Raw genomic sequence first — 18,195 nt, 5'->3', positions numbered from 1 at the left:
CCTGCTCAACCCAGCACGGTCTGGGCGACGATGTTGCGCTGGACCTCGTTCGATCCGCCGTAGATCGTGGTCTTGCGCATGTTGAAGTAGGTGGCGGCCAGCGGCGCGCAGTGCGCGGCGCCCACATGGTCGCCCTGCCAGCCGGCTTCCATGGCCTCCTTGATGAAGGGCAGGCTGTAGGGGCCGGCGGCCAGCATCATGAGTTCGCTGTAACGCTGCTGGATCTCGCTGCCCTTGATCTTGAGCAGGCCGGCCACGTCGAGCGGGTTCTTGCCCGACTTCTCGGCCGACAGCACGCGCAGCACCATCATCTCCAGTGCCACCACGTCGACCTCGAGCCTGGCGATCTCGTCGCGGAAACGGATGTCGTCGTAGACGCCTTCCGCCTTGGCGATGCGCTTCAGGCGTTCGAGCTCGCGCTTGGCGCGGTTGACGTCGGCGATGTTGGTGCGCTCGTGGCTCAGCAGGTGCTTGGCGTAGGTCCAGCCTTTGTTCTCCTCGCCGATCAGGTTCTCGGCGGGCACTTCGACGTTGTCGAAGAACACCTCGTTCACCTCGTGACCTCCATCGAGCATGATGATGGGGCGCACCGTGATGCCCGGGCTCTTCATGTCGATCAGCAGGAAGCTGATGCCGGTCTGCGGCTTGCCTTCCGTGCTGGTGCGCACCAGGCAGAAGATCCACTCGCCGTACTGGCCCAGCGTGGTCCAGGTCTTCTGGCCGTTGACGATGTACTTGTCGCCCTTGCGCTCGGCGCGGGTCTTGACCGAGGCCAGGTCCGAGCCCGAGCCCGGTTCGCTGTAGCCCTGGCTCCACCAGACTTCGCCGCTGGCGATGCCGGGCAGGAAGCGCTTGTGCTGTTCGGGCGTGCCGAAGGCCATGATCACCGGGGCCACCATGACCGGGCCGAACGGCACGATGCGCGGCGCGCCGGCCAGCGCACATTCCTCTTCGAACAAGTGCTTTTGCACAGCGCTCCAGCCGGGGCCGCCGAACTGCGTGGGCCAGCCGTAGCCCAGCCAGCCCTTGGCGCCCAGGATCTTGGCCCAGCGCTGCATGTCGTCACGCGTCTGGTGCAGCGCGTTGTGTACCTTGTAGGCAATGTCCTGGGGCAGGTTGGCGCGCACCCAATCGCGCACCTCCTCCCGGAACTGTTGCTCTTCGGCTGTGAAAGCCAAATCCATGGTGGTCTCCTGTGGGTCGTCGCAAGCCGTCCAACGACGGCCCGCAGCTTTGTAGCACGACCGTGCGCTTTGGGCTGTCACCTGCGTGTGGGGATAATCCCGCGCGCTGATGAAGAACCTTGTGATCCTGATTTCCGGCGGTGGCTCCAACATGGAAGCCATCGTGCGCACCGCGCAGCAGCGCGACTGGCCCGGCCGCCTGCAAGCCCGCGTTGCGGCCGTGCTGAGCAACCGCCCCGATTGCGCCGGCCTGGCCCGCGCCCGCGCCCTGGGCGTGCCGACCGCGGCCGTCGACCACCGCGCCTTTGCCCAGGCGCCCGACCCGCGAGCCGCCTTCGATGCTGCGCTGGCCGATGCCATCGACGCGTACGCGCCCGATCTCGTGGTGCTGGCCGGCTTCATGCGCATCCTGACGCCCGGCTTCGTGCGTCACTACGCTGGCCGGCTCGTCAACATCCATCCCTCGCTGCTGCCGGCCTTCCCGGGTCTGCACACGCACCGGCGTGCGATCGAAGCCGGCTGCCGCGTGGCCGGCGCCACCGTGCACCGCGTGACCGAGGAACTGGACCACGGCCCCATCCTCGACCAGGTGGTGGTGCCCGTGCTGCCCGGCGACGACGAGGCTGCCCTGTCGGCCCGCGTGCTGGCGCAGGAGCACCGCATGTACCCGCGCGTGATCGAGCGCCTGCTGACTGCCGCCTGAGGACCATCGCACCATGCATCCCAAAGCCATTCTGGACGCCTGCGCCGAGCTCGTGCGCGAGGCGCTGGTCTTCGACCATCCCGCCGACGCCGTGGCGGCACGCTTCTTCCGCACCCACCGTGGCCTCGGTCCGCGCGAGCGCGCCACGCTCACCGACACCTTGTTCGCCGTGCTGCGCCGCAAGCTGCAGTACGAGCATTTCGCGCCCTCGGGCTCGGGCCCGCGCGAACGCCGCCTGGCCATCCTGGGCTTCGGCGGGCCGCGCGACTTCCTGTTCTCCGCGTTGACGCCGCAGGAGAAGGAGTGGCTGCAGCAGTGCGAGGCGGTGGCTCCGTCCGACCTGCTCGACCGCCACCGCCACAACCTGCCCGAATGGCTGGCGCAGCCGCTGCGCGCCCAGCTGGGCCAGGAGTTCTGGCCGCTGGCCGACAGCCTGCTGGGCCCGGCGCCGCTGGACCTGCGTGTCAACCAGCTCAGCGCCAAGCGCGCCGAGGTGCAGCAGGAGCTCAAGGCCGCCGGCATCGAGTCCCAGCCCACGCCGCACTCGCCCTGGGGCCTGCGTGTGCAGGGCAAGCCTTCGCTGAACCGCGTGGACGCGTTCACGCGCGGCGCTATCGAGGTGCAGGACGAAGGCTCGCAGCTGCTCGCCCTGTTGCTGGACGCCCGCCGCGGGGAGATGGTGACCGACTTCTGCGCCGGCGCTGGTGGCAAGACATTGGCCATCGGCGCTGGCATGCGCAACACCGGCCGGCTCTACGCCTTCGACACCTCGGCGCACCGGCTTGATGCGCTCAAGCCGCGTCTGGGCCGCAGCGGCCTGTCCAACGTGCACCCGGTCGCCATCGCGCACGAGCGCGACGAGCGCATCAAGCGGCTGGCCGGCAAGATGGACCGCGTGCTGGTCGATGCGCCCTGCAGCGGCACTGGCACGCTGCGCCGCCACCCCGACCTCAAGTGGCGCCAGAACCAGGCGGCCGTCGATGCGCTGGCCGCCATCCAGTTGGCCGTGCTGCAGAGCGCGGCGCGGCTGCTCAAGCCGGGTGGGCGGCTGGTCTACGCCACCTGCAGCCTGCTGACGCAGGAGAACGAGGCCATCGCTGCAGCGTTCTCGGCAGCGCAGCCAGCGTTCGTGCCCTTGCCCGTGGCGCAGGAACTGGCGCGGCTCAAAGTGGCGGGCCCACAGACCCTGTGCGCCGGCGACGATGGCCGATTCCTGCGCCTGTGGCCGCACCGGCATGCCACCGACGGTTTTTTTGCCGCCATCTGGCAAAGACAGGGCTGAGAAAAGGTTGTTTCGGCACCATAGGCCGAAACGGGTCAGCGTCCTACAATAGCGAGTTTCTGCGGCTGCGCCATCTGTGCTATGTGTGCGCCTGCGGGAAGCGGAGAAGGGGCTGATACCTATATGTTGCTACCCGATTGGGCCGTGCTGAACGCTACCGTGGACTGGCTCGCCAATGGCCTGCTGGGCTTTTCCTGGTGGCAGATCGTTTTGTATGCACTGCTCACAACGCATATCACGATCGCCAGCGTGACGATCTATCTGCACCGCCACCAGGCGCACCGTGCAATGGATCTGCATTGGCTGCCTGCGCACTTCTTCCGTTTCTGGCTTTGGCTGGCCACGGGCCAGGTCACCAGGGAATGGGTGGCCGTGCACCGCAAGCACCACGCCAAGTGCGAAACCGCCGACGACCCGCACAGCCCCCATGCCCACGGAATCGAGACCGTGTTCTGGAAGGGGGCCGAGCTGTACCGCGCGGAAACCAACAACCAGGAAACCATCAACAAGTTCAGCCTGGGTTGCCCCAACGACTGGATCGAGCGCAACCTGTACTCGCGTTACAGCTGGCAGGGTGTGGGCCTCATGCTGGTCCTGAACCTGGCGTTGTTCGGTGCGGCGGGCCTGGTCGTCTGGGCCGTCCAGATGGTCTGGATCCCGTTCTGGGCCGCCGGTGTCGTCAACGGCATCGGCCACTACTGGGGCTACCGCAATTTCGAGGCACCGGACGCGAGCACCAACATCTCGCCCTGGGGCATCATCATCGGCGGTGAGGAGTTGCACAACAACCACCACACCTACCCGACTTCGGCCAAGTTCTCGGTCAAGCCCTACGAGTTCGATGTGGGCTGGATGTACATCAGCCTGATGCAGCGTGTGGGTCTGGCCAAGGTCAAGAAGACGCCGCCGCGTCTGCAACTGGGCCAGATCAAGCCGGTTGCCGACGAGAAGACGCTCGAGGCCCTGATCGCCCACCGCTACGAAGTCATGGCCGGCTATGCGCGCGAGCTCAAGCGCACCTGCCAGGACGAGATCGCCGCGCTCAAGGCCAAGCAGGCCGACGCTTCGGTGCTGGTGGCCGCCCGCCGCTGGCTGCACCGCGACGACGAACGTGTGCCGGCCTCGGTCCAGCCCAAGATCGCCGAGGCGCGGGCCGCGCATCCGGTGCTGGACAAGATGGTCACCATGCGCGAGGAATTGCGCCAGATGTGGCTGTCGACGTCGCTGACGCGCGAACAGCTGACTGCCAACCTGCAAGCCTGGTGCCACCGCGCCGAGAGCAGTGGCATCCAGGCGCTGCAGGACTTCTCCGTCCGCCTGCGCTCTGCCCACGTTTGAGGGCTGCCCGCTCCCAGGAACCCCGCCGCGTGCGGGGTTTTTTGTTGCTGGTGGGTCCATTTGTCAGCCGGTCGGTCGCGTTGGCTGTCGGCGGTGTTCCATTTGTGGCAGCGCGCAGCGCCGGCCCGCAGACCGGCCTCGATACTGCGTCGTCACAACAGCAGCAGGAGCGAGACATGCTTACATGGACTGTTCAACTCGGTGGGTGCCTGGTCCTGTGGATGGCGGCGATGGCGTTGCCCGCCGGTGCCCAGTCGACTGCTGCCCAAGCGGCAGCGGCCGGTGGTGGCACAAGCAACTCCGCCAACGGCGGTACTGGCGGAGTCGGCCTGGGCGGCGCCGGGCCTGGCGTGGCGGTCCGCCCCGGTACGGCGGGCGGTGCGGGAAGCCTGGACACGGCGCGGCCACCGGGCAACGGTGCACTGGTCGGCCCACGCGCGGAACGCCAGAGCCGGGAACTGATGGCAGGGCATCCGGAGCGCGGGGCCAGCGCGCCGCGCAACACCGGCCAGCGCGCGCTGATGCTGGACCAGTCGCGCCGGTCGGCGACGACGGCTCCAGCGACGAAGAACTGAACGCGCATGGACGAGACCCTGCGCTCGCATGCCTTCGCCTCCCCCCAGCCTGGCGCGCGGCTGGTCGTGCTGGGAGGGGTGCACGGCGATGAAACCTGTGGAACCGCCGCCATCGAGCGCGTGCGTGCCGACCTGGAATCCGGCCGGCTGGCGCTGCGGCGCGGCGAGCTGACCCTGGTGCCGGTCGCCAACCCCTTGGCCCGCCAGCGCCAGCACCGCGAGGGCGAGCGCAACCTGAACCGCTCTTTCCAGCCCGATCCACAGCCGCCTGACTACGAGGCCCGCATCACCAACCTGTTGTGCCCCCTGCTTGCACGCCACGACGTGTTGCTGGATCTGCACTCCTTCCACACGGCCGGGGCGCCGTTCGCCATGATCGGACCGCGCGACAACAGCGGGCCATTGGAACCTTTCAGCCGGGCATGGGAGGAGGGCCGGTTGGCGCTGCATCTGGGCATGGAGTGCGTCGTCGAGTCATGGCTGGACGTCTACGCCGCGCGGCTCGCCCGGCTCGGTAGGTCCACGGACGCGCGCGCCATGGCTTTCGGTTGGGGCACCAATGAGTACATGCGCAGCCAGGGCGGCTACGCGGTGACGGTGGAATGCGGCCAGCACCGCGATCCGCAGGCCCCCGAAGTGGCCTACCGCGCGATCCTGGCCAGCCTGGCCCTGCTGGACATGGCGGGCGCCCTGCCGCGGCCGCCCAGGGCGCCGCGGCTGCTGCGCTTGGTCGATGTGGTCGATCGCCACGCCGAAGGCGACCGCCTGCTGCGCAACTGGGCCAGCTTCGACCCGGTGCAGCGTGGCCAGTCCATCGGCGTGCGCGCCGATGGGCGTCCGGTCGAAGCGCCGTGCGATGGCGTCATCGTGTTTCCAAATCCGCAGGCCACGCCTGGGAGCGAGTGGTTCTATCTGGCCGTCGACAGCGAACGGCGCCTGGACGACCCTGGCCTCATGCCAGTTCCGTGACCACCTCGAAGCGGACCAACTGGTGCTCGCCGAACACCATGGTGATGGGCACGTCGGCAGCGTCGCGGCCGCGCGCCAGCAGCACGCGCCCGATCCGCGGCGTGTTGTGGCGGGCGTCGAAGGTGTGCCACTGTCCGCCCAGGTAGACCTCGAACCAGGCGCTGAAGTCCATGGGATAGGGCACGGGCGGGATGCCGATGTCGCCCAGGTAGCCGGTGGCGTAGCGTGCCGGAATGTTCATGCTCCGGCACAAAGCGACAGCCAGGTGGGCGAAGTCGCGGCATACGCCCACGCGCTCATGCCATGCCTGAAGGGCGGTCCGCGTCGGCCGCGCGCAGCCGTAGTCGAAGCGCAGGTGCTGGTGCACGTAGTCGCAGATGGCCTGCACACGGCCCCAACCGGGCTGCACGCCCGAGAAGCGGCTCCAGGCAAAGGCCAGCAGTTCTCCGTCGAAATCGCAATAGCGGCTGGGCAGCAGGAACTGCAGGCTGTCCACGGGCAAGTCCGCAACGGCATGTTCCCAGGCACCCCAGTGGACTGCGTCGGGCAGGCCGCTGTCCCGCACGACAGCCTGGTTGCGCAGCCGCACCTCGCGCGTGCCCGCGTCGACGCGCACGCGCGCGCACTGGTTGCCGAAACCGTCCAGGTAGAAGTCTGTGGCCAGCGGCGGACTGAGTGTGATGTCCTCGGGCGCGACCAAGTCGCCTGCGCGAGACGGATGGAGTTGGAGGAGGTAGATCAGCGCCGTGGGCGCATTGACCTGGAGCGCAATGTCATAGCCGATGCGGATCAACATGGCGAGCTGCGGCAGGGCCGCGCGAAGGGGTGGGGCATCCGACCCATGGTATGCCCCGGTTGCCGTGCCGGCTGTTTGAATTTTTCCCGTGCGCCCGTAGGCGCAGGGCCCGCCGCTCACGGCTGTTGCAGCCGGTCCAGTAGTTCGTGCGTCGGAAAGCCGTCGGCTGCCAGGCCCACGCTGCGTTGCCAGCGCCGGATGGCGCCACGCGTGGCGGGCCCCAGCACGCCGTCGATGCTGCCGGGGTTGAAGCCCTTGGACTGCAGCGCCTGCTGCAGTGTCTGAAGCGCGTTGCGCGAGAGCGGCTTGAGGTCGCGGGGCCAGGCCGCCTGGATCGCAGGGCCGCCCGCGATGCGCTGCGCCAGCAGGCCCACTCCGAGGGCATAGCTGGTCGCGTTGTTGTAACGCAGGATGGCGCGGAAGTTCGGCCCGACCAGGAACACCGGTCCGCGCGCGCCAGCCGGCAACAACAGGCTCGCGTCGGGCAGGTCGGGCAGGGCGGTGCCATCCATGGTGCGCACACCTTCTTCGGCCCATTGGGCACCGGGCTGGCGCAGCGCATCGTCCGCGCGACCCAGATCGAAGCCGGGCGGCAGTTGCACTTCCAGGCCCCACGGCTGGCCGCGCTGCCAGCCTTCGCGTGCCAGGAAATGTGCGGTGGAAGCCGTCACGTCCGCCATGCTGCCCCAGATGTCGCGCCGGCCGTCGCCGTCCGCATCCACCGCGTAGGCCAGGAAGTTCGAAGGCAGGAACTGGGTCTGGCCCATGGCCCCCGCCCAGGAGCCCAGCATGCGCTCGCGCGGGATGTCGCCGTTCTGCAGAATGCGCAGCGCCGCCATCAACTGGCCGCGTGCCCACGCCGCGCGCCGGCCCTCGAACCCGAGCGTGGCCAGTGCATCGATGGTGGGCGTGTCGCCGTAGTTGCTGCCGTAGTTGCTCTCCATGCCCCAGATGGCGACGACGATCTCCGCCGGCACGCCGTAGCGTGCCGCGGCAGCGTCGGCATAGGCCCGCACGTCGAGCAGCTTGTCCTGGCCACGCGCCACGCGCGTGGGCGAGACCGCGGTGTCCAGGTAGTCCCAGACGGCGCGCGTGAACTCGGGCTGCGAGCGGTCGAGCGTGACCACCTGGTCCAGGTGGCGGACGCCGTCGAAGGCCGCGTGCAGGGTGGCCTCCGTGATGCCGCCCGCGCGCGCTTCGGCGCGGAAGCGTTCGACCCATTGGGCGAAGTCCTGGTTCAGCGGCACCGCCGCGGCGGGGGCGGGCACTGCGGCTCCTGGTGGCGCGGACGCCGACGGTGGTGCAGCCGGCGTGGTGGAGGCAGGGGGCGTCGTGGGTTGGGGCGCCGGCGCTGTCGCGCACCCCGTCATGACCAGGGCCGCCAGCAGCGGTGCGAGGGTGCGGTGGCGGTGCGTCAGGGGCATGGGCGCGGGTCGGGTCTGGCGGAAGCTGTGAGATTCGAACTCACGGATGGTTTCCCATCGCCGGTTTTCAAGACCGGTGCAATCGACCACTCTGCCAAGCTTCCGAGTCCGCGGATTCTACTCAGGCGGTCTGCAGCATCCCGCGCTGCTCGATGAAGCGCACCACCTCGGCCAGCCCGTCGTTGGTCTTCAGGTTGGTCATCACGAAGGGCTTGAGTTCGCCGCGCGCGTTGGTGCGCATGCGGCGTGTGTCGGCCTCCATGACCGCCAGGTCGGCACCCACGTGCGGCGCCAGGTCGGTCTTGTTGATCACGAACAGGTCGCTCTTGGTGATGCCGGGGCCGCCCTTGCGCGGGATCTTCTCGCCGGCCGCCACGTCGATCACGTAGATCGTGAGATCCGACAGCTCGGGGCTGAAGGTGGCGGCCAGGTTGTCGCCACCGCTTTCCACGAACACCACGTCGGCATCGGGGAAGTCCTCCAGCATGCGGTCGATGGCTTCGAGGTTGATGGAGGCGTCCTCGCGGATCGCCGTGTGCGGGCAGCCCCCCGTTTCCACGCCCATGATGCGCTCGGCCGGCAGCGCGCCACTGACGGTCAGGAGGCGCTGGTCTTCCTTGGTGTAGATGTCGTTGGTGATGGCGACCAGGTCGTACTGCGCGCGCATCTGCTTGCAGAGCATCTCCAGCAGCGTGGTCTTGCCCGAGCCGACAGGGCCGCCGATGCCCACGCGCAGCGGTGGCAGTTTCTTGGTGCGGTGGGCGATGTGGTGCAGGGCGGTCATGGTCAAGGGCTTCTCAGGAACGGAACAATCGGGAGTATTGGGTTTCGTGCTGCGCGGACAGGATGGCCAGCATGGGCGAGAAGGCCTGGCGTGCCTCTGCGGGCGTGGCCAGCGCCTGCTCGACGGCGGCCGGGATCGCCTGCGCGAGCCGCTGCAGCATGCGCTGGCCCGCGCTCTGGCCCAGCGGTACGGCCTTGACGGCGGCGGCCACCATGTTCTCGGCCCAGCCGAAGGCGAAGGCCAGGCAGGCCTCGCGCGGCGCGGCGCCGGCGCGGGCCGCCGCAAAGGCGAAGGCCACGGGGTAGCAGGGCGTGAGCCCGGCGAAGGCGGCTGCGGCATCGCCGTGCTGCAGCTTGAGCCATTCCAGCATGGAGCGGCCCATCTGCTCGGTCTGCAGCACGAATTCGGCGGATTCGCGCGTGCAGCGCAGCCAGGCATCGAGTGCCTGCACACGGTCACGGTCGCCGGTGTGCCAGGCCGCGACGGCCTCGGCCACCACGGCCAGGTCGCTGCGCGCCTGGCTCAGCTGCAGCTGTGCCAGCAGCCAGTCGCCGGCCTGCTGCTCACCGTTGGCGAGCTGGGCGTCGACCGCGGCTTCCAGTGCTTCGGAGTAGCTGAAGCCACCCACCGGCAGTGCCGGCGAGGCCAGCCAGATCAGCCCCAGCAAAGTGGGGGAAGAGATGCTCAACGTGTTCAGAGTCGGCCCAGCAGTTCGGTCTTCTTGGCCTGGAACTCGGCGTCGTCCAGCACACCCTTGGCGCGCAGCTCGGCCAGGCGCTCGATGGTGGCGAAGATGTCCTGGCTGTTGCCGCCGGCAGGGGGAGGCATGGCCTGCGCCTGGGAGGGCGCGGGAGCTGGCTGGAACGGCGCCGGCGCCACGGGCTCCAGCCCATTGACCGAGACCACCGGCAGGCTGGCGACGTCGATCAGGCCGTACTGGCTGTTGAAGCTCAGCGAGCCGCCATGCGACTGCTGCTGCGAGAAGCCGCCGATCTGGTGGTCCAGCGTGTCGTAGATCGTGACCGTGCCGTTGGCCTCGATGGCCAGGCGCCGCGCCTGCGCGAAGTTGGCGTAGCGCACGCCGTTCTGCGAGCCCGTGCTGTCGGGCCAGCGCAGCGAAGGCCCCCACCAGTCGGGCGGTGGCGGCACGAACAAGCTGGCGCTGTTGCTGTTGCTGTTGCTGTTGCTGGCATGGCGATGGCCGCTGCCACTGAACTGCTCCTGCCCGCTCTGGCTCTGCGACTGAAAACTGCCGCTCAGCAACAGGTCGGGCTGGCTGGCGACCAGGTTGGACAGATCCAAGCACAGCGCATCGACACGCGACCTGAGGTGGTTGTTGAACATGTCCGACACCATGGTCATGCCGCCGCGCATCCACTGGCCCGAGCCGCCGAACTCCGGGTGGCTGAACTGCGCCATGCCGCCGTTGCCGCGGACCACGGCGTCCAGCATGCTCATTGCGGCTTCCGTGCTGATGCCGTGCCGCCTGGCGATGTCGTCAATGGCCTGCTGGCCAGAGGGGGAGAGTTGGCGCATGGGAGCCTCGCGCTGCAGTGGATGGGCGGATTCTGGCAGTGGTGGGTGTCAGTCCGGTAGCGGCGCTTACTGCTGGTCCTGGCCGTCGTGGCGGTGGGCGTGCGCGTGGCCGTGACCGTGCTGATGGGCGTGGCCATGACCATGCCCGTGGTCGTGGTCGTGGTGCGCATGGTCATGGTCACCATGACCGTGGTCATGGCCATGGTGTTCAGAGCCATGGCCATGCGCACCGTACGCGCCGCCCTCGGGCTCGAAGGCCTCGGCCACGGGCGTCACGATCAGGTGCATGGCCCGCAGCATGTCGGCCAGCACATGGTCGGGTTCGATCTTGAGGTGGTCGGGCTTGAGTTCGATCGGCACATGGCGGTTGCCCAGGTGGTAGGCCGCGCGGATCAGGTCGAACGGCGTGCCGTGGGCTGTGCAGTGCGTGATCCTGAGCACGTCCTGCGGTGCGGCGAGCACGCGGATCAGCGAGCCATCTTCGGCGACCAGCACATCGCCGCCGCGCACGGCCGTACCGCGCGGCAGGAACACGCCGAGCTGGCGGCCCTGCGAGTCGGTGGCGTCGAAGCGGCTTTTCTGGCGCACGTCCCAGTCAAGTTCGACGGTGGCGGCGCGCTTGAGCAGCACGGGCGCGAGGCCGGCGCCCCGGGGCATGAGTTTGCTGGTGGTGAGCATGGTGGCGAAGAAGGGGGCATGGGGACGCGGCCGCTGCAGCGCGCGGTGGCCATCGGCCCCTATCCTAGACCCGTGGCGGGCCCCCCGGGTCAGAACAGGAAATAGCGCTGCGCCATCGGCAGCACCTTCGCCGGCTCGCAGGTCAGCAGTTGCCCGTCGGCCCGCACGGCATAGGTTTGCGGATCGATCTCCATCTTCGGCAGGTAGCCGTTGTGGATGAGGTGCTGCTTGCGCACATTGCGGATGTTCTTGACGGCGCTCAGGTTCTTGGCCAGTCCGAAGCGCTCTTTGATGCCCGCCGACAAGCCAGCCTGCGACACGAAGGTCAGCGAGCCCTTGGCGATGGCGCCGCCGTAGGCGCCGAACATCGGCCGGTAGTGCACGGGCTGCGGCGTCGGGATCGAGGCGTTCGGGTCGCCCATGGCTGCCATCGCGATGCTGCCGCCTTTCAGGATCAGCGCGGGCTTCACGCCGAAGAAGGCCGGCTTCCAGACCACCAGGTCGGCCCACTTGCCCACCTCGATGCTGCCCACCTCGTGGCTGATGCCGTGCGCGATCGCCGGATTGATCGTGTACTTGGCCACGTAGCGCTTGGCGCGGAAGTTGTCGTTGCGCGCGTTGTCTTCGGGCAGCGCGCCGCGCTGCACCTTCATCTTGTGCGCGGTCTGCCAGGTGCGCAGGATGACCTCGCCGACCCGGCCCATGGCCTGGCTGTCCGAGCTCATCATGCTGATTGCGCCCAGGTCGTGCAGCACGTCCTCGGCCGCGATGGTCTCCTTGCGGATGCGCGACTCGGCGAAGGCCAGATCTTCCGCGATGCCGGCGTCCAGGTGGTGGCAGACCATCAGCATGTCCACGTGCTCGTCGAGCGTGTTCACGGTGTACGGCATGGTGGGGTTGGTCGAGGAGGGCAGGAAGTTGTCCTCACCGACCACGCGCAGGATGTCGGGCGCGTGCCCGCCGCCCGCACCCTCGGTGTGGAAGGCGCACAGCGCGCGGCCCTTGGTGGCCGCGATGGTGTTCTCGACGAAGCCCGATTCGTTGAGCGTGTCCGAGTGGATCGCCACCTGCGTGTCGGTGGCGTCCGCCACGTCCAGGCAGTTGCTGATCGCGGCCGGCGTCGTGCCCCAGTCCTCGTGCAGCTTCAGGCCGATCACGCCAGCGTCGATCTGCTCGTGCAGGGCCGCCGGCAGGCTGGCGTTGCCCTTGCCCAGAAAGCCGAGGTTCATCGGGAAGGCGTCGGCCGCCTGCAGCATGCGCTCGATGTTCCAGGGGCCGGGCGTGCAGGTGGTGGCGAAGGTGCCGGTGGCCGGGCCGGTGCCGCCACCCAGCATGGTGGTCACGCCAGAGGCCAGGGCTTCCTCGATCTGCTGCGGGCAGATGAAGTGGATGTGGCTGTCGATGCCGCCGGCCGTGACGATGTTGCCCTCGGCCGCGATGATCTCGGTGCCCGGGCCGATGACGATGTCCACGCCCGGTTGCACATCGGGGTTGCCGGCCTTGCCGATGGCCACGATGCGGCCGCCCTTCAGGCCGATGTCAGCCTTCACGATGCCCCAGTGGTCCAGGATCAGTGCGTTGGTCAGCACGCAGTCGACCGCGCCTTCGGCGCGTGTGCGCTGGCCCTGGGCCATGCCGTCGCGGATGGTCTTGCCGCCGCCGAACTTGACCTCTTCGCCGTAGCCGCCGGAGGCCAGGGTGTAGTCCTTCTCGACCTCGATCAGGATGTCGGTGTCGGCCAGGCGCACGCGGTCGCCGGTCGTGGGGCCGAAGATCTCCGCGTAGGCGCGGCGCGAGATGTTCGCCATTTACAGCTTTCCTTGTACGAGGCCGCGAAAGCCGTAGACCGTGCGGTCGCCGGCGAAGTCCACCAGTTCCACGGTGCGCTGCTGGCCGGGCTCGAAGCGCACGGCCGTGCCGGACGCGATGTTGAGCCGCATGCCGCGCGCGGCCTCGCGGTCGAAGTCGAGCGCGCCGTTGGTCTCGGCGAAGTGGTAATGCGAGCCGACCTGGATCGGCCGGTCGGCGCCGTTCTTGACCAGCACCGTGAGGGTGCGGCGCCCGGGGTTCAGTTCATGGTCGCCCGCGTCGACCAGCAGTTCGCCCGGCGTCATCACGGGATGGGCTGGTGCACGGTGACCAGCTTGGTGCCATCAGGGAACGAGGCCTCGACCTGGATGTCCGGGATCATCTCGGCAATGCCTTCCATCACGTCGGCGCGCGTGAGCACGTTGCGGCCTTCGCTCATGAGTTCGGCCACGGTCTTGCCGTCGCGGGCGCCTTCCATGACGGCGGCCGAGATCAGGGCCACGGCTTCGGGGTAGTTGAGCTTCAACCCGCGGGCCTTGCGGCGCTCGGCCAGCAGGCCGGCAGTGAAGATCAACAGCTTGTCTTTCTCTCGCGGTGTGAGTTCCATGTCGCTCGAAGATCGGGCTGTGGTGGGTGTTGTCGAACAATTATTCAGCAAGCATCGTGCCGCCGTGTGACCACGTGGCATGAAAGCTGCGCTGATCCAAGTCCCGTGCAAGAGACTTCCGCCCCCGTCGAACAGAACGCCCCGCAGCGCATCGTCAAGGTCCGGCGCGACTACAACAGCTGGGTCGCGCGCGAGACCATGGAGGACTACGCACTGCGCTTCACGCCCACGCGCTTTCGCAAGTGGTCGTCCTGGCGCGTGGCCAACACGGCTTTCGGCGCGGCCTCGTTCCTGATCCTGGAGGCGGTGGGCGCCACGCTGCTCGTGCAGTACGGCTTCGTCAACGCGTTCTGGGCCATCCTGGCCACCGGCCTGATCATCTTCCTGGCCGGCCTGCCGATCAGCATCTACGCCGCCCGCTACGGGCTGGACATGGACCTGCTCACGCGCGGCGCGGGCTTCGGCTACATCGGCTCCACGCTGACCTCGCTGATCTACGCGAGCTTCACCTTCATCTTCTTCGCGCTCGAGGCCGCCGTCATGGCCTATGCGCTGGAACTCGCGCTGGGCATTCCGCCGACCTGGGGCTACCTCATCTGTGCGCTGGTCGTGATCCCGCTGGTCACGCACGGCGTCTCGGCCATCAGCCGGCTGCAGATGTGGACACAGCCGCTGTGGCTGGTCATGCTGGTCGTGCCCTTCGTCTATGTGTTGATGCGCGATCCTGGTGCGTTCATGGGCGTCACGCACTATGTCGGTGAAAAATCCTCGCGTGATGGCTTTGAGATGCACCTATTTGGTGCTGCGTTGACCGTGGGAATCGCGCTGATCACCCAGATGGGGGAGCAGGCCGATTACCTGCGGTTCATGCCGGTGCGCGAACGCGCCAACCGCAGGCGCTGGTGGCTCGGCGTGCTGGTCGGCGGGCCGGGCTGGGTGGTGCTGGGCGTGGTCAAGATGCTGGGCGGTGCGCTGCTGGCCTACCTGGCCATCACCCACATGGTGCCCAAGGAGCGTGCGGTCGATCCGAACCAGATGTACCTGGCGGCCTACGAGTACGTGTTCCCCAACCTGGGCTGGGCGGTGGCCGCCACAGCGCTGTTCGTGGTGGTCTCCCAGCTCAAGATCAACGTGACCAATGCCTACGCGGGCTCGCTGGCCTGGTCCAATTTCTTCTCGCGCGTGACGCACAGCCACCCGGGCCGCGTGGTCTGGGTGGTGTTCAACACGCTGATCGCGTTCATGCTCATGGAGATGAACGTGTTCCAGGCCCTGGGCGAGGTGCTGGGCCTGTACTCCAACCTGGCGATCGCCTGGATCATGGCCGTGGTGGCCGACCTGGTCGTCAACAAGCCGCTGGGCCTGTCGCCCAAGGGCATCGAGTTCAAGCGTGCCCACCTGTACGACATCAACCCCGTGGGCGTGGGCGCGATGGCACTGGCCTCGGTGCTGTCCATCAGTGCCTACATCGGACTGTTCGGGCCGCTGGCGCAGGCCTTTTCGGCGCTGATCGCGCTGGGCACGGCCTTCGTGGCCTCGCCGCTGCTGGCCTGGCTGACCAAGGGGCGCTACTACATCGCCCGGCAATCCACGCCACAGACAAACCGCTGCGTGATCTGCGAGCGCGAGTACGAAGGCCCGGACATGGCGCATTGCCCTGCCTACCAGGGGCCGATCTGCTCGCTGTGCTGCACGCTGGACGCGCGCTGCGGCGACCTCTGCAAGCCGCGCGCCTCGCTGTCCTGGCAATGGTCGTCCGCGCTGCGCTGGCTGCTGCCGCGGCGCATCTGGCCCTACCTGGAGACCGGGCTAGCGCACTACCTGCTGCTCATGCTGGTCCTGGTGCCGCTGCTGGCGGCCGTGTTCGGCCTGCTCTACAGCCAGGAGACCGCGGTCACCGAAGGCATGGCCGGCGCGCGGCTGGCCGAGGAGGCCCTGCGCTCGGGCTTCACCAAAGCCTACATGGCGCTGCTGCTGGCGGCCGGCATCGTGGCCTGGTGGCTGGTGCTGGCGCACAAGAGCCGGCAGGTGGCGCAGGAAGAGTCCAACCGCCAGACCCACCTGCTGGTGCGCGAGATCGCGCTGCACCGCCAGACCGATGCCGAGCTGCAGCGTGCACGTCAGGTCGCCGAGGAGGCGCGGCGCCAGGCCGACCAGGCCAACCAGGCCAAGAGCCGTTACATCAGCGCCATCAGCCACGAGCTGCGCACGCCGCTCAACAGCATCCTGGGCTATGCGCAGCTGATGGGCGAGGACGCGGCCGTGCCGCCGCACCGGCGCCATGCCGTGCAGGTCATCAAGCGCGGCGGCGAGCATCTGCTGCAGCTCGTCGACGGCACGCTGGACATCGCGCGCATCGAGTCGGGCAAGCTCACGCTCAACATCCGGCCCATGGCCTTCGCCGACACCGTGCACGAGGTCGCGTCCATGTTCGAGCTGCAGGCGGCGGGCAAGGGCCTGGCGTTCCACTTCGAGCCCGAGGGCCAGCTGCCCGAGCTGGTGCGCGCCGACGAGCAGCGGCTGCGCCAGATCCTCATCAACCTGCTGGGCAACGCCATCAAGTTCACGGCCGTGGGCCATGTGCGTTTTCGTGTGCGCTACCAGCGCGAGATGGCGACCCTGGAGATCGCCGACAGCGGCCCCGGCATCGCGGCCGATGCGCTGGCGCAGATCTTCGAACCCTTCGCACGCGCGCCTGCGCCGGGCCAGGGCGCGCCGGGCGGCGCCGGCCTGGGGCTCACGATCGCCAAGATGCTGACCGACCTCATGGGCGGCGAGCTCACGGCCACGAGCGAACCCGGCGTGGGCTCGCAGTTCCGGGTACGGCTGTTCCTGCCCGCGCAGCATGGCAGCGCCGGGCGGCAGGTGGCGCGGACCACCACGCCGCGCCATGGCTATGCCGGCCAGCGCCGCAGCATCCTTGTGGTCGACAACGAGGAGGTCGATCGCCAGTTGCTCGTGCACCTCCTGGAGCCGCTGGGCTTCCTGCTGCGCACGGCCGCCAGCGGCCATGACTGCCTGGATCTGCTGGTCGCGGGTTACCGGCCCGACGCCATCCTGATGGACCTGGCCATGCCGGGCATCGACGGCTGGGAAACCATCCGCCGCGTGCGCGCGTTGCTGCCGCGGCCGCCGCGCATCGCCATCGTCTCGGCCAACGCCTTCGACAAGGGCCTGGAGAACGATGTCGGGATCCGGCCCGAGGACTTTCTCGTCAAACCCGTGCGCCTGTCCGAACTGCTGGACTGGCTGGGTCGCCAGCTCGCGCTGGAGTGGCTGGAGAAGGCACCGGCTGCCGACGCCGCGGCAGCGCAGCCGGCCCCGGCCGCACCGCTGGCCTATCCCGACGCGGCCAGCCGCACAGCGCTGCAGCAGGCGGTCGACCTGGGCTTCCACCGCGGCATCATGAATGCGCTGGACGCCATCGAGCGCGGCCAGCCGGCCTGCGCCGGCTTCGTGCAGCAGATGCGCGCGCTGGCCCGACAATTCCAGTTCGAGGCCATGAGCCGATTGCTGCAACAAGCCGATGCCGCACCCACCCCTTGACCAGACCCTGGACCGTGCCAACAGCGATGTGGTGCTGATCGTCGACGACGTGCCCGACAACCTCGCCGTGCTGCACGACGCGCTCGACGAGTCGGGCTTCACTGTGCTGGTGGCGACGGGCGGCGAGATGGCCTTGCAGCGCGCGGCCCAGGCGCTGCCCGACGTGGTGTTGCTGGACGCCATGATGCCGGGCATGGACGGCTTCGAGGTCGCGCGCCGGCTCAAGGCCTCGCCGGCCACTGCCCACATCCCCATCATCTTCATGACCGGCCTGACCGAGACCGAGCACCTGGTCGCGGCACTGGAGTCCGGCGGCGTGGACTACGTGACCAAGCCGATCAAGCCCAAGGAGGTGCTCGCCCGCATGGGTGTCCACCTGGCCAGTGCGCGCGAGCGGCGCCAGGCGCGCAACGCGCTCGACGCCTTCGGCTACGCCAGCATCACCGTGCGCCTGAGCGACGGCCGGCTGATGTGGCAAACCGTGCTGGCGCGCGAGTTGCTGCAGCGCTACTGCGGCGGCCCGCACGTGGGCAGCGTGGCACCCGAGGCCGTACTGGACTGGCTGCGGCGCCATGCGGCCGATGCCGAACAGCGCCAGATCGAGCCGCCGCCGCTGCGCGTGGCGCAGGGCGCGCGCGCGCTGAGCTTCCGGCTGCACCGCCAGACCGGCGACGGCGAGGGCGGCGGCGACTGGCTCATCGTCATGCGCGAGGAGTCCGATGCCGCCGTGATCGAAGCGCTGGGCCTGTCGTTGGCGCTGACCGCGCGCGAGGCCGAGGTCCTGTACTGGCTGGTCAAGGGCAAGACCAACCGCGACATCGGCGAGATCCTGGGCGCGAGCCCCGCCACCATCAAGAAGCACCTGGAGCGTGTCTACGTCAAGCTCGGCGTGGAGACGCGCACGGCCGCGGCCACGGTGGCGCTGCAGCGCGTGCGGCAACTGCAGCCGCAGTTCCAGGGCTGA

The 18,195-nt window shown here is 68.7% G+C and carries 17 protein-coding genes and 1 tRNA gene; 7 read left to right on the top strand and 11 right to left on the bottom strand.

All coding sequences use genetic code 11. The annotated features are described in order from the left end of the window. Positions 1 to 5: 5 nt before the first annotated feature. Positions 6 to 1,184: an acyl-CoA dehydrogenase family protein gene (locus ASF45_RS02705; RefSeq protein ID WP_056656450.1), complete on the bottom strand. Its 1,179-nt coding sequence runs from the start codon at positions 1,182 to 1,184 to the stop codon at positions 6 to 8. Positions 1,185 to 1,293: 109 nt separating this feature from the next. Between ASF45_RS02705 and purN the strand changes: the two genes are divergently transcribed. The 5 genes from purN (at position 1,294) to ASF45_RS02685 (ending at position 6,051) form a co-directional block, all read left to right on the top strand. After that, positions 1,294 to 1,887: a phosphoribosylglycinamide formyltransferase gene (gene purN, locus ASF45_RS02700; RefSeq protein ID WP_056656447.1), complete on the top strand. Its 594-nt coding sequence runs from the start codon at positions 1,294 to 1,296 to the stop codon at positions 1,885 to 1,887. 13 nt (positions 1,888 to 1,900) lie between these two features. Further along, positions 1,901 to 3,169, top strand: a complete 1,269-nt coding sequence (locus tag ASF45_RS02695) for an RsmB/NOP family class I SAM-dependent RNA methyltransferase (RefSeq protein WP_056656444.1) — start codon at positions 1,901 to 1,903, stop codon at positions 3,167 to 3,169. A gap of 123 nt (positions 3,170 to 3,292) precedes the next feature. Further along, positions 3,293 to 4,507 carry a fatty acid desaturase gene (locus ASF45_RS02690; RefSeq protein ID WP_056656441.1) on the top strand — a complete coding sequence of 405 codons (1,215 nt, stop codon included), beginning with the start codon at positions 3,293 to 3,295 and terminating at the stop codon, positions 4,505 to 4,507. 176 nt (positions 4,508 to 4,683) lie between these two features. Next, a complete protein-coding gene (locus ASF45_RS34970) occupies positions 4,684 to 5,082 on the top strand; it encodes a hypothetical protein (RefSeq protein WP_156472792.1) in 399 nt (132 codons plus the stop codon). 6 nt (positions 5,083 to 5,088) lie between these two features. Further along, positions 5,089 to 6,051: a succinylglutamate desuccinylase/aspartoacylase family protein gene (locus ASF45_RS02685; protein ID WP_056656438.1), complete on the top strand. Its 963-nt coding sequence runs from the start codon at positions 5,089 to 5,091 to the stop codon at positions 6,049 to 6,051. Here the strand turns inward: ASF45_RS02685 and ASF45_RS02680 are convergent. From ASF45_RS02680 to ureA, 10 genes are all read right to left on the bottom strand, one after another. Next, entirely contained in the window at positions 6,035 to 6,847 is an 813-nt protein-coding gene (locus ASF45_RS02680; RefSeq protein ID WP_056656435.1) for a transglutaminase family protein, read from the bottom strand. The two genes, ASF45_RS02685 and ASF45_RS02680, sit on opposite strands and share 17 nt — an antisense overlap. A 116-nt stretch (positions 6,848 to 6,963) precedes the next feature. Then, entirely contained in the window at positions 6,964 to 8,115 is a 1,152-nt protein-coding gene (locus tag ASF45_RS02675) for a lytic murein transglycosylase (protein ID WP_369802094.1), read from the bottom strand. 172 nt (positions 8,116 to 8,287) lie between these two features. Beyond that, positions 8,288 to 8,375, bottom strand: a tRNA-Ser gene (locus tag ASF45_RS02670). 17 nt (positions 8,376 to 8,392) lie between these two features. Continuing rightward, positions 8,393 to 9,055 carry an urease accessory protein UreG gene (ureG, locus tag ASF45_RS02665; protein ID WP_056657444.1) on the bottom strand — a complete coding sequence of 221 codons (663 nt, stop codon included), beginning with the start codon at positions 9,053 to 9,055 and terminating at the stop codon, positions 8,393 to 8,395. A gap of 13 nt (positions 9,056 to 9,068) precedes the next feature. Then, positions 9,069 to 9,743 (bottom strand): urease accessory protein UreF, encoded by a 675-nt coding sequence (locus ASF45_RS02660; protein ID WP_369802093.1) that lies wholly within the window; start codon positions 9,741 to 9,743, stop codon positions 9,069 to 9,071. Between the two features lie 5 nt (positions 9,744 to 9,748). Continuing rightward, on the bottom strand, positions 9,749 to 10,591 hold the full coding sequence (locus ASF45_RS02655; RefSeq protein WP_056656429.1) for an SHOCT domain-containing protein: 843 nt from the start codon (positions 10,589 to 10,591) through the stop codon (positions 9,749 to 9,751). Positions 10,592 to 10,657: 66 nt separating this feature from the next. Continuing rightward, entirely contained in the window at positions 10,658 to 11,269 is a 612-nt protein-coding gene (gene ureE, locus ASF45_RS02650) for an urease accessory protein UreE (protein ID WP_056656426.1), read from the bottom strand. Positions 11,270 to 11,358: 89 nt separating this feature from the next. Then, positions 11,359 to 13,077 carry an urease subunit alpha gene (gene ureC / locus ASF45_RS02645; RefSeq protein WP_056656423.1) on the bottom strand — a complete coding sequence of 573 codons (1,719 nt, stop codon included), beginning with the start codon at positions 13,075 to 13,077 and terminating at the stop codon, positions 11,359 to 11,361. Next, positions 13,078 to 13,383 carry an urease subunit beta gene (locus tag ASF45_RS02640; RefSeq protein ID WP_056656420.1) on the bottom strand — a complete coding sequence of 102 codons (306 nt, stop codon included), beginning with the start codon at positions 13,381 to 13,383 and terminating at the stop codon, positions 13,078 to 13,080. Next, a complete protein-coding gene (ureA, locus tag ASF45_RS02635) occupies positions 13,383 to 13,685 on the bottom strand; it encodes an urease subunit gamma (protein ID WP_056656417.1) in 303 nt (100 codons plus the stop codon). Before ureA ends, ASF45_RS02640 begins: the two co-directional genes overlap by 1 nt. A 198-nt stretch (positions 13,686 to 13,883) precedes the next feature. On the opposite strand from ureA, the gene ASF45_RS02630 reads away from it, so the two are divergent. Together ASF45_RS02630 and ASF45_RS02625 are read left to right on the top strand one after the other, a co-directional pair. Beyond that, the gene (locus ASF45_RS02630) at positions 13,884 to 17,231 is read left to right on the top strand and encodes an ATP-binding protein (protein ID WP_082550795.1); all 3,348 of its coding nucleotides are present in this window, start codon (positions 13,884 to 13,886) and stop codon (positions 17,229 to 17,231) included. Continuing rightward, on the top strand, positions 17,212 to 18,195 hold the full coding sequence (locus ASF45_RS02625; RefSeq protein WP_056656411.1) for a response regulator transcription factor: 984 nt from the start codon (positions 17,212 to 17,214) through the stop codon (positions 18,193 to 18,195). The genes ASF45_RS02630 and ASF45_RS02625 overlap by 20 nt, the downstream gene beginning before the upstream one ends.

The sequence above is a fragment of the Pseudorhodoferax sp. Leaf265 genome, from assembly GCF_001422365.1.
Classification (GTDB): domain Bacteria; phylum Pseudomonadota; class Gammaproteobacteria; order Burkholderiales; family Burkholderiaceae_C; genus Pseudorhodoferax.
Note: the sequence above shows the minus strand (reverse complement) of the source record. Positions and strands in the feature narration are given on the sequence as shown.

What these genes read in the sequence shown, in the direction of transcription:
- ASF45_RS02705 (WP_056656450.1), bottom strand. Translation starts at nt 1,184, where the DNA reads ATGGATTTGGCTTTCACAGCCGAAGAGCAACAGTTCCGGGAGGAGGTG.
- purN (WP_056656447.1), top strand. Translation starts at nt 1,294, where the DNA reads ATGAAGAACCTTGTGATCCTGATTTCCGGCGGTGGCTCCAACATGGAA.
- ASF45_RS02695 (WP_056656444.1), top strand. Translation starts at nt 1,901, where the DNA reads ATGCATCCCAAAGCCATTCTGGACGCCTGCGCCGAGCTCGTGCGCGAG.
- ASF45_RS02690 (WP_056656441.1), top strand. Translation starts at nt 3,293, where the DNA reads ATGTTGCTACCCGATTGGGCCGTGCTGAACGCTACCGTGGACTGGCTC.
- ASF45_RS34970 (WP_156472792.1), top strand. Translation starts at nt 4,684, where the DNA reads ATGCTTACATGGACTGTTCAACTCGGTGGGTGCCTGGTCCTGTGGATG.
- ASF45_RS02685 (WP_056656438.1), top strand. Translation starts at nt 5,089, where the DNA reads ATGGACGAGACCCTGCGCTCGCATGCCTTCGCCTCCCCCCAGCCTGGC.
- ASF45_RS02680 (WP_056656435.1), bottom strand. Translation starts at nt 6,847, where the DNA reads ATGTTGATCCGCATCGGCTATGACATTGCGCTCCAGGTCAATGCGCCC.
- ureG (WP_056657444.1), bottom strand. Translation starts at nt 9,055, where the DNA reads ATGACCGCCCTGCACCACATCGCCCACCGCACCAAGAAACTGCCACCG.
- ASF45_RS02655 (WP_056656429.1), bottom strand. Translation starts at nt 10,591, where the DNA reads ATGCGCCAACTCTCCCCCTCTGGCCAGCAGGCCATTGACGACATCGCC.
- ureE (WP_056656426.1), bottom strand. Translation starts at nt 11,269, where the DNA reads ATGCTCACCACCAGCAAACTCATGCCCCGGGGCGCCGGCCTCGCGCCC.
- ureC (WP_056656423.1), bottom strand. Translation starts at nt 13,077, where the DNA reads ATGGCGAACATCTCGCGCCGCGCCTACGCGGAGATCTTCGGCCCCACG.
- ASF45_RS02640 (WP_056656420.1), bottom strand. Translation starts at nt 13,383, where the DNA reads ATGACGCCGGGCGAACTGCTGGTCGACGCGGGCGACCATGAACTGAAC.
- ureA (WP_056656417.1), bottom strand. Translation starts at nt 13,685, where the DNA reads ATGGAACTCACACCGCGAGAGAAAGACAAGCTGTTGATCTTCACTGCC.
- ASF45_RS02630 (WP_082550795.1), top strand. Translation starts at nt 13,884, where the DNA reads ATGGAGGACTACGCACTGCGCTTCACGCCCACGCGCTTTCGCAAGTGG.
- ASF45_RS02625 (WP_056656411.1), top strand. Translation starts at nt 17,212, where the DNA reads ATGCCGCACCCACCCCTTGACCAGACCCTGGACCGTGCCAACAGCGAT.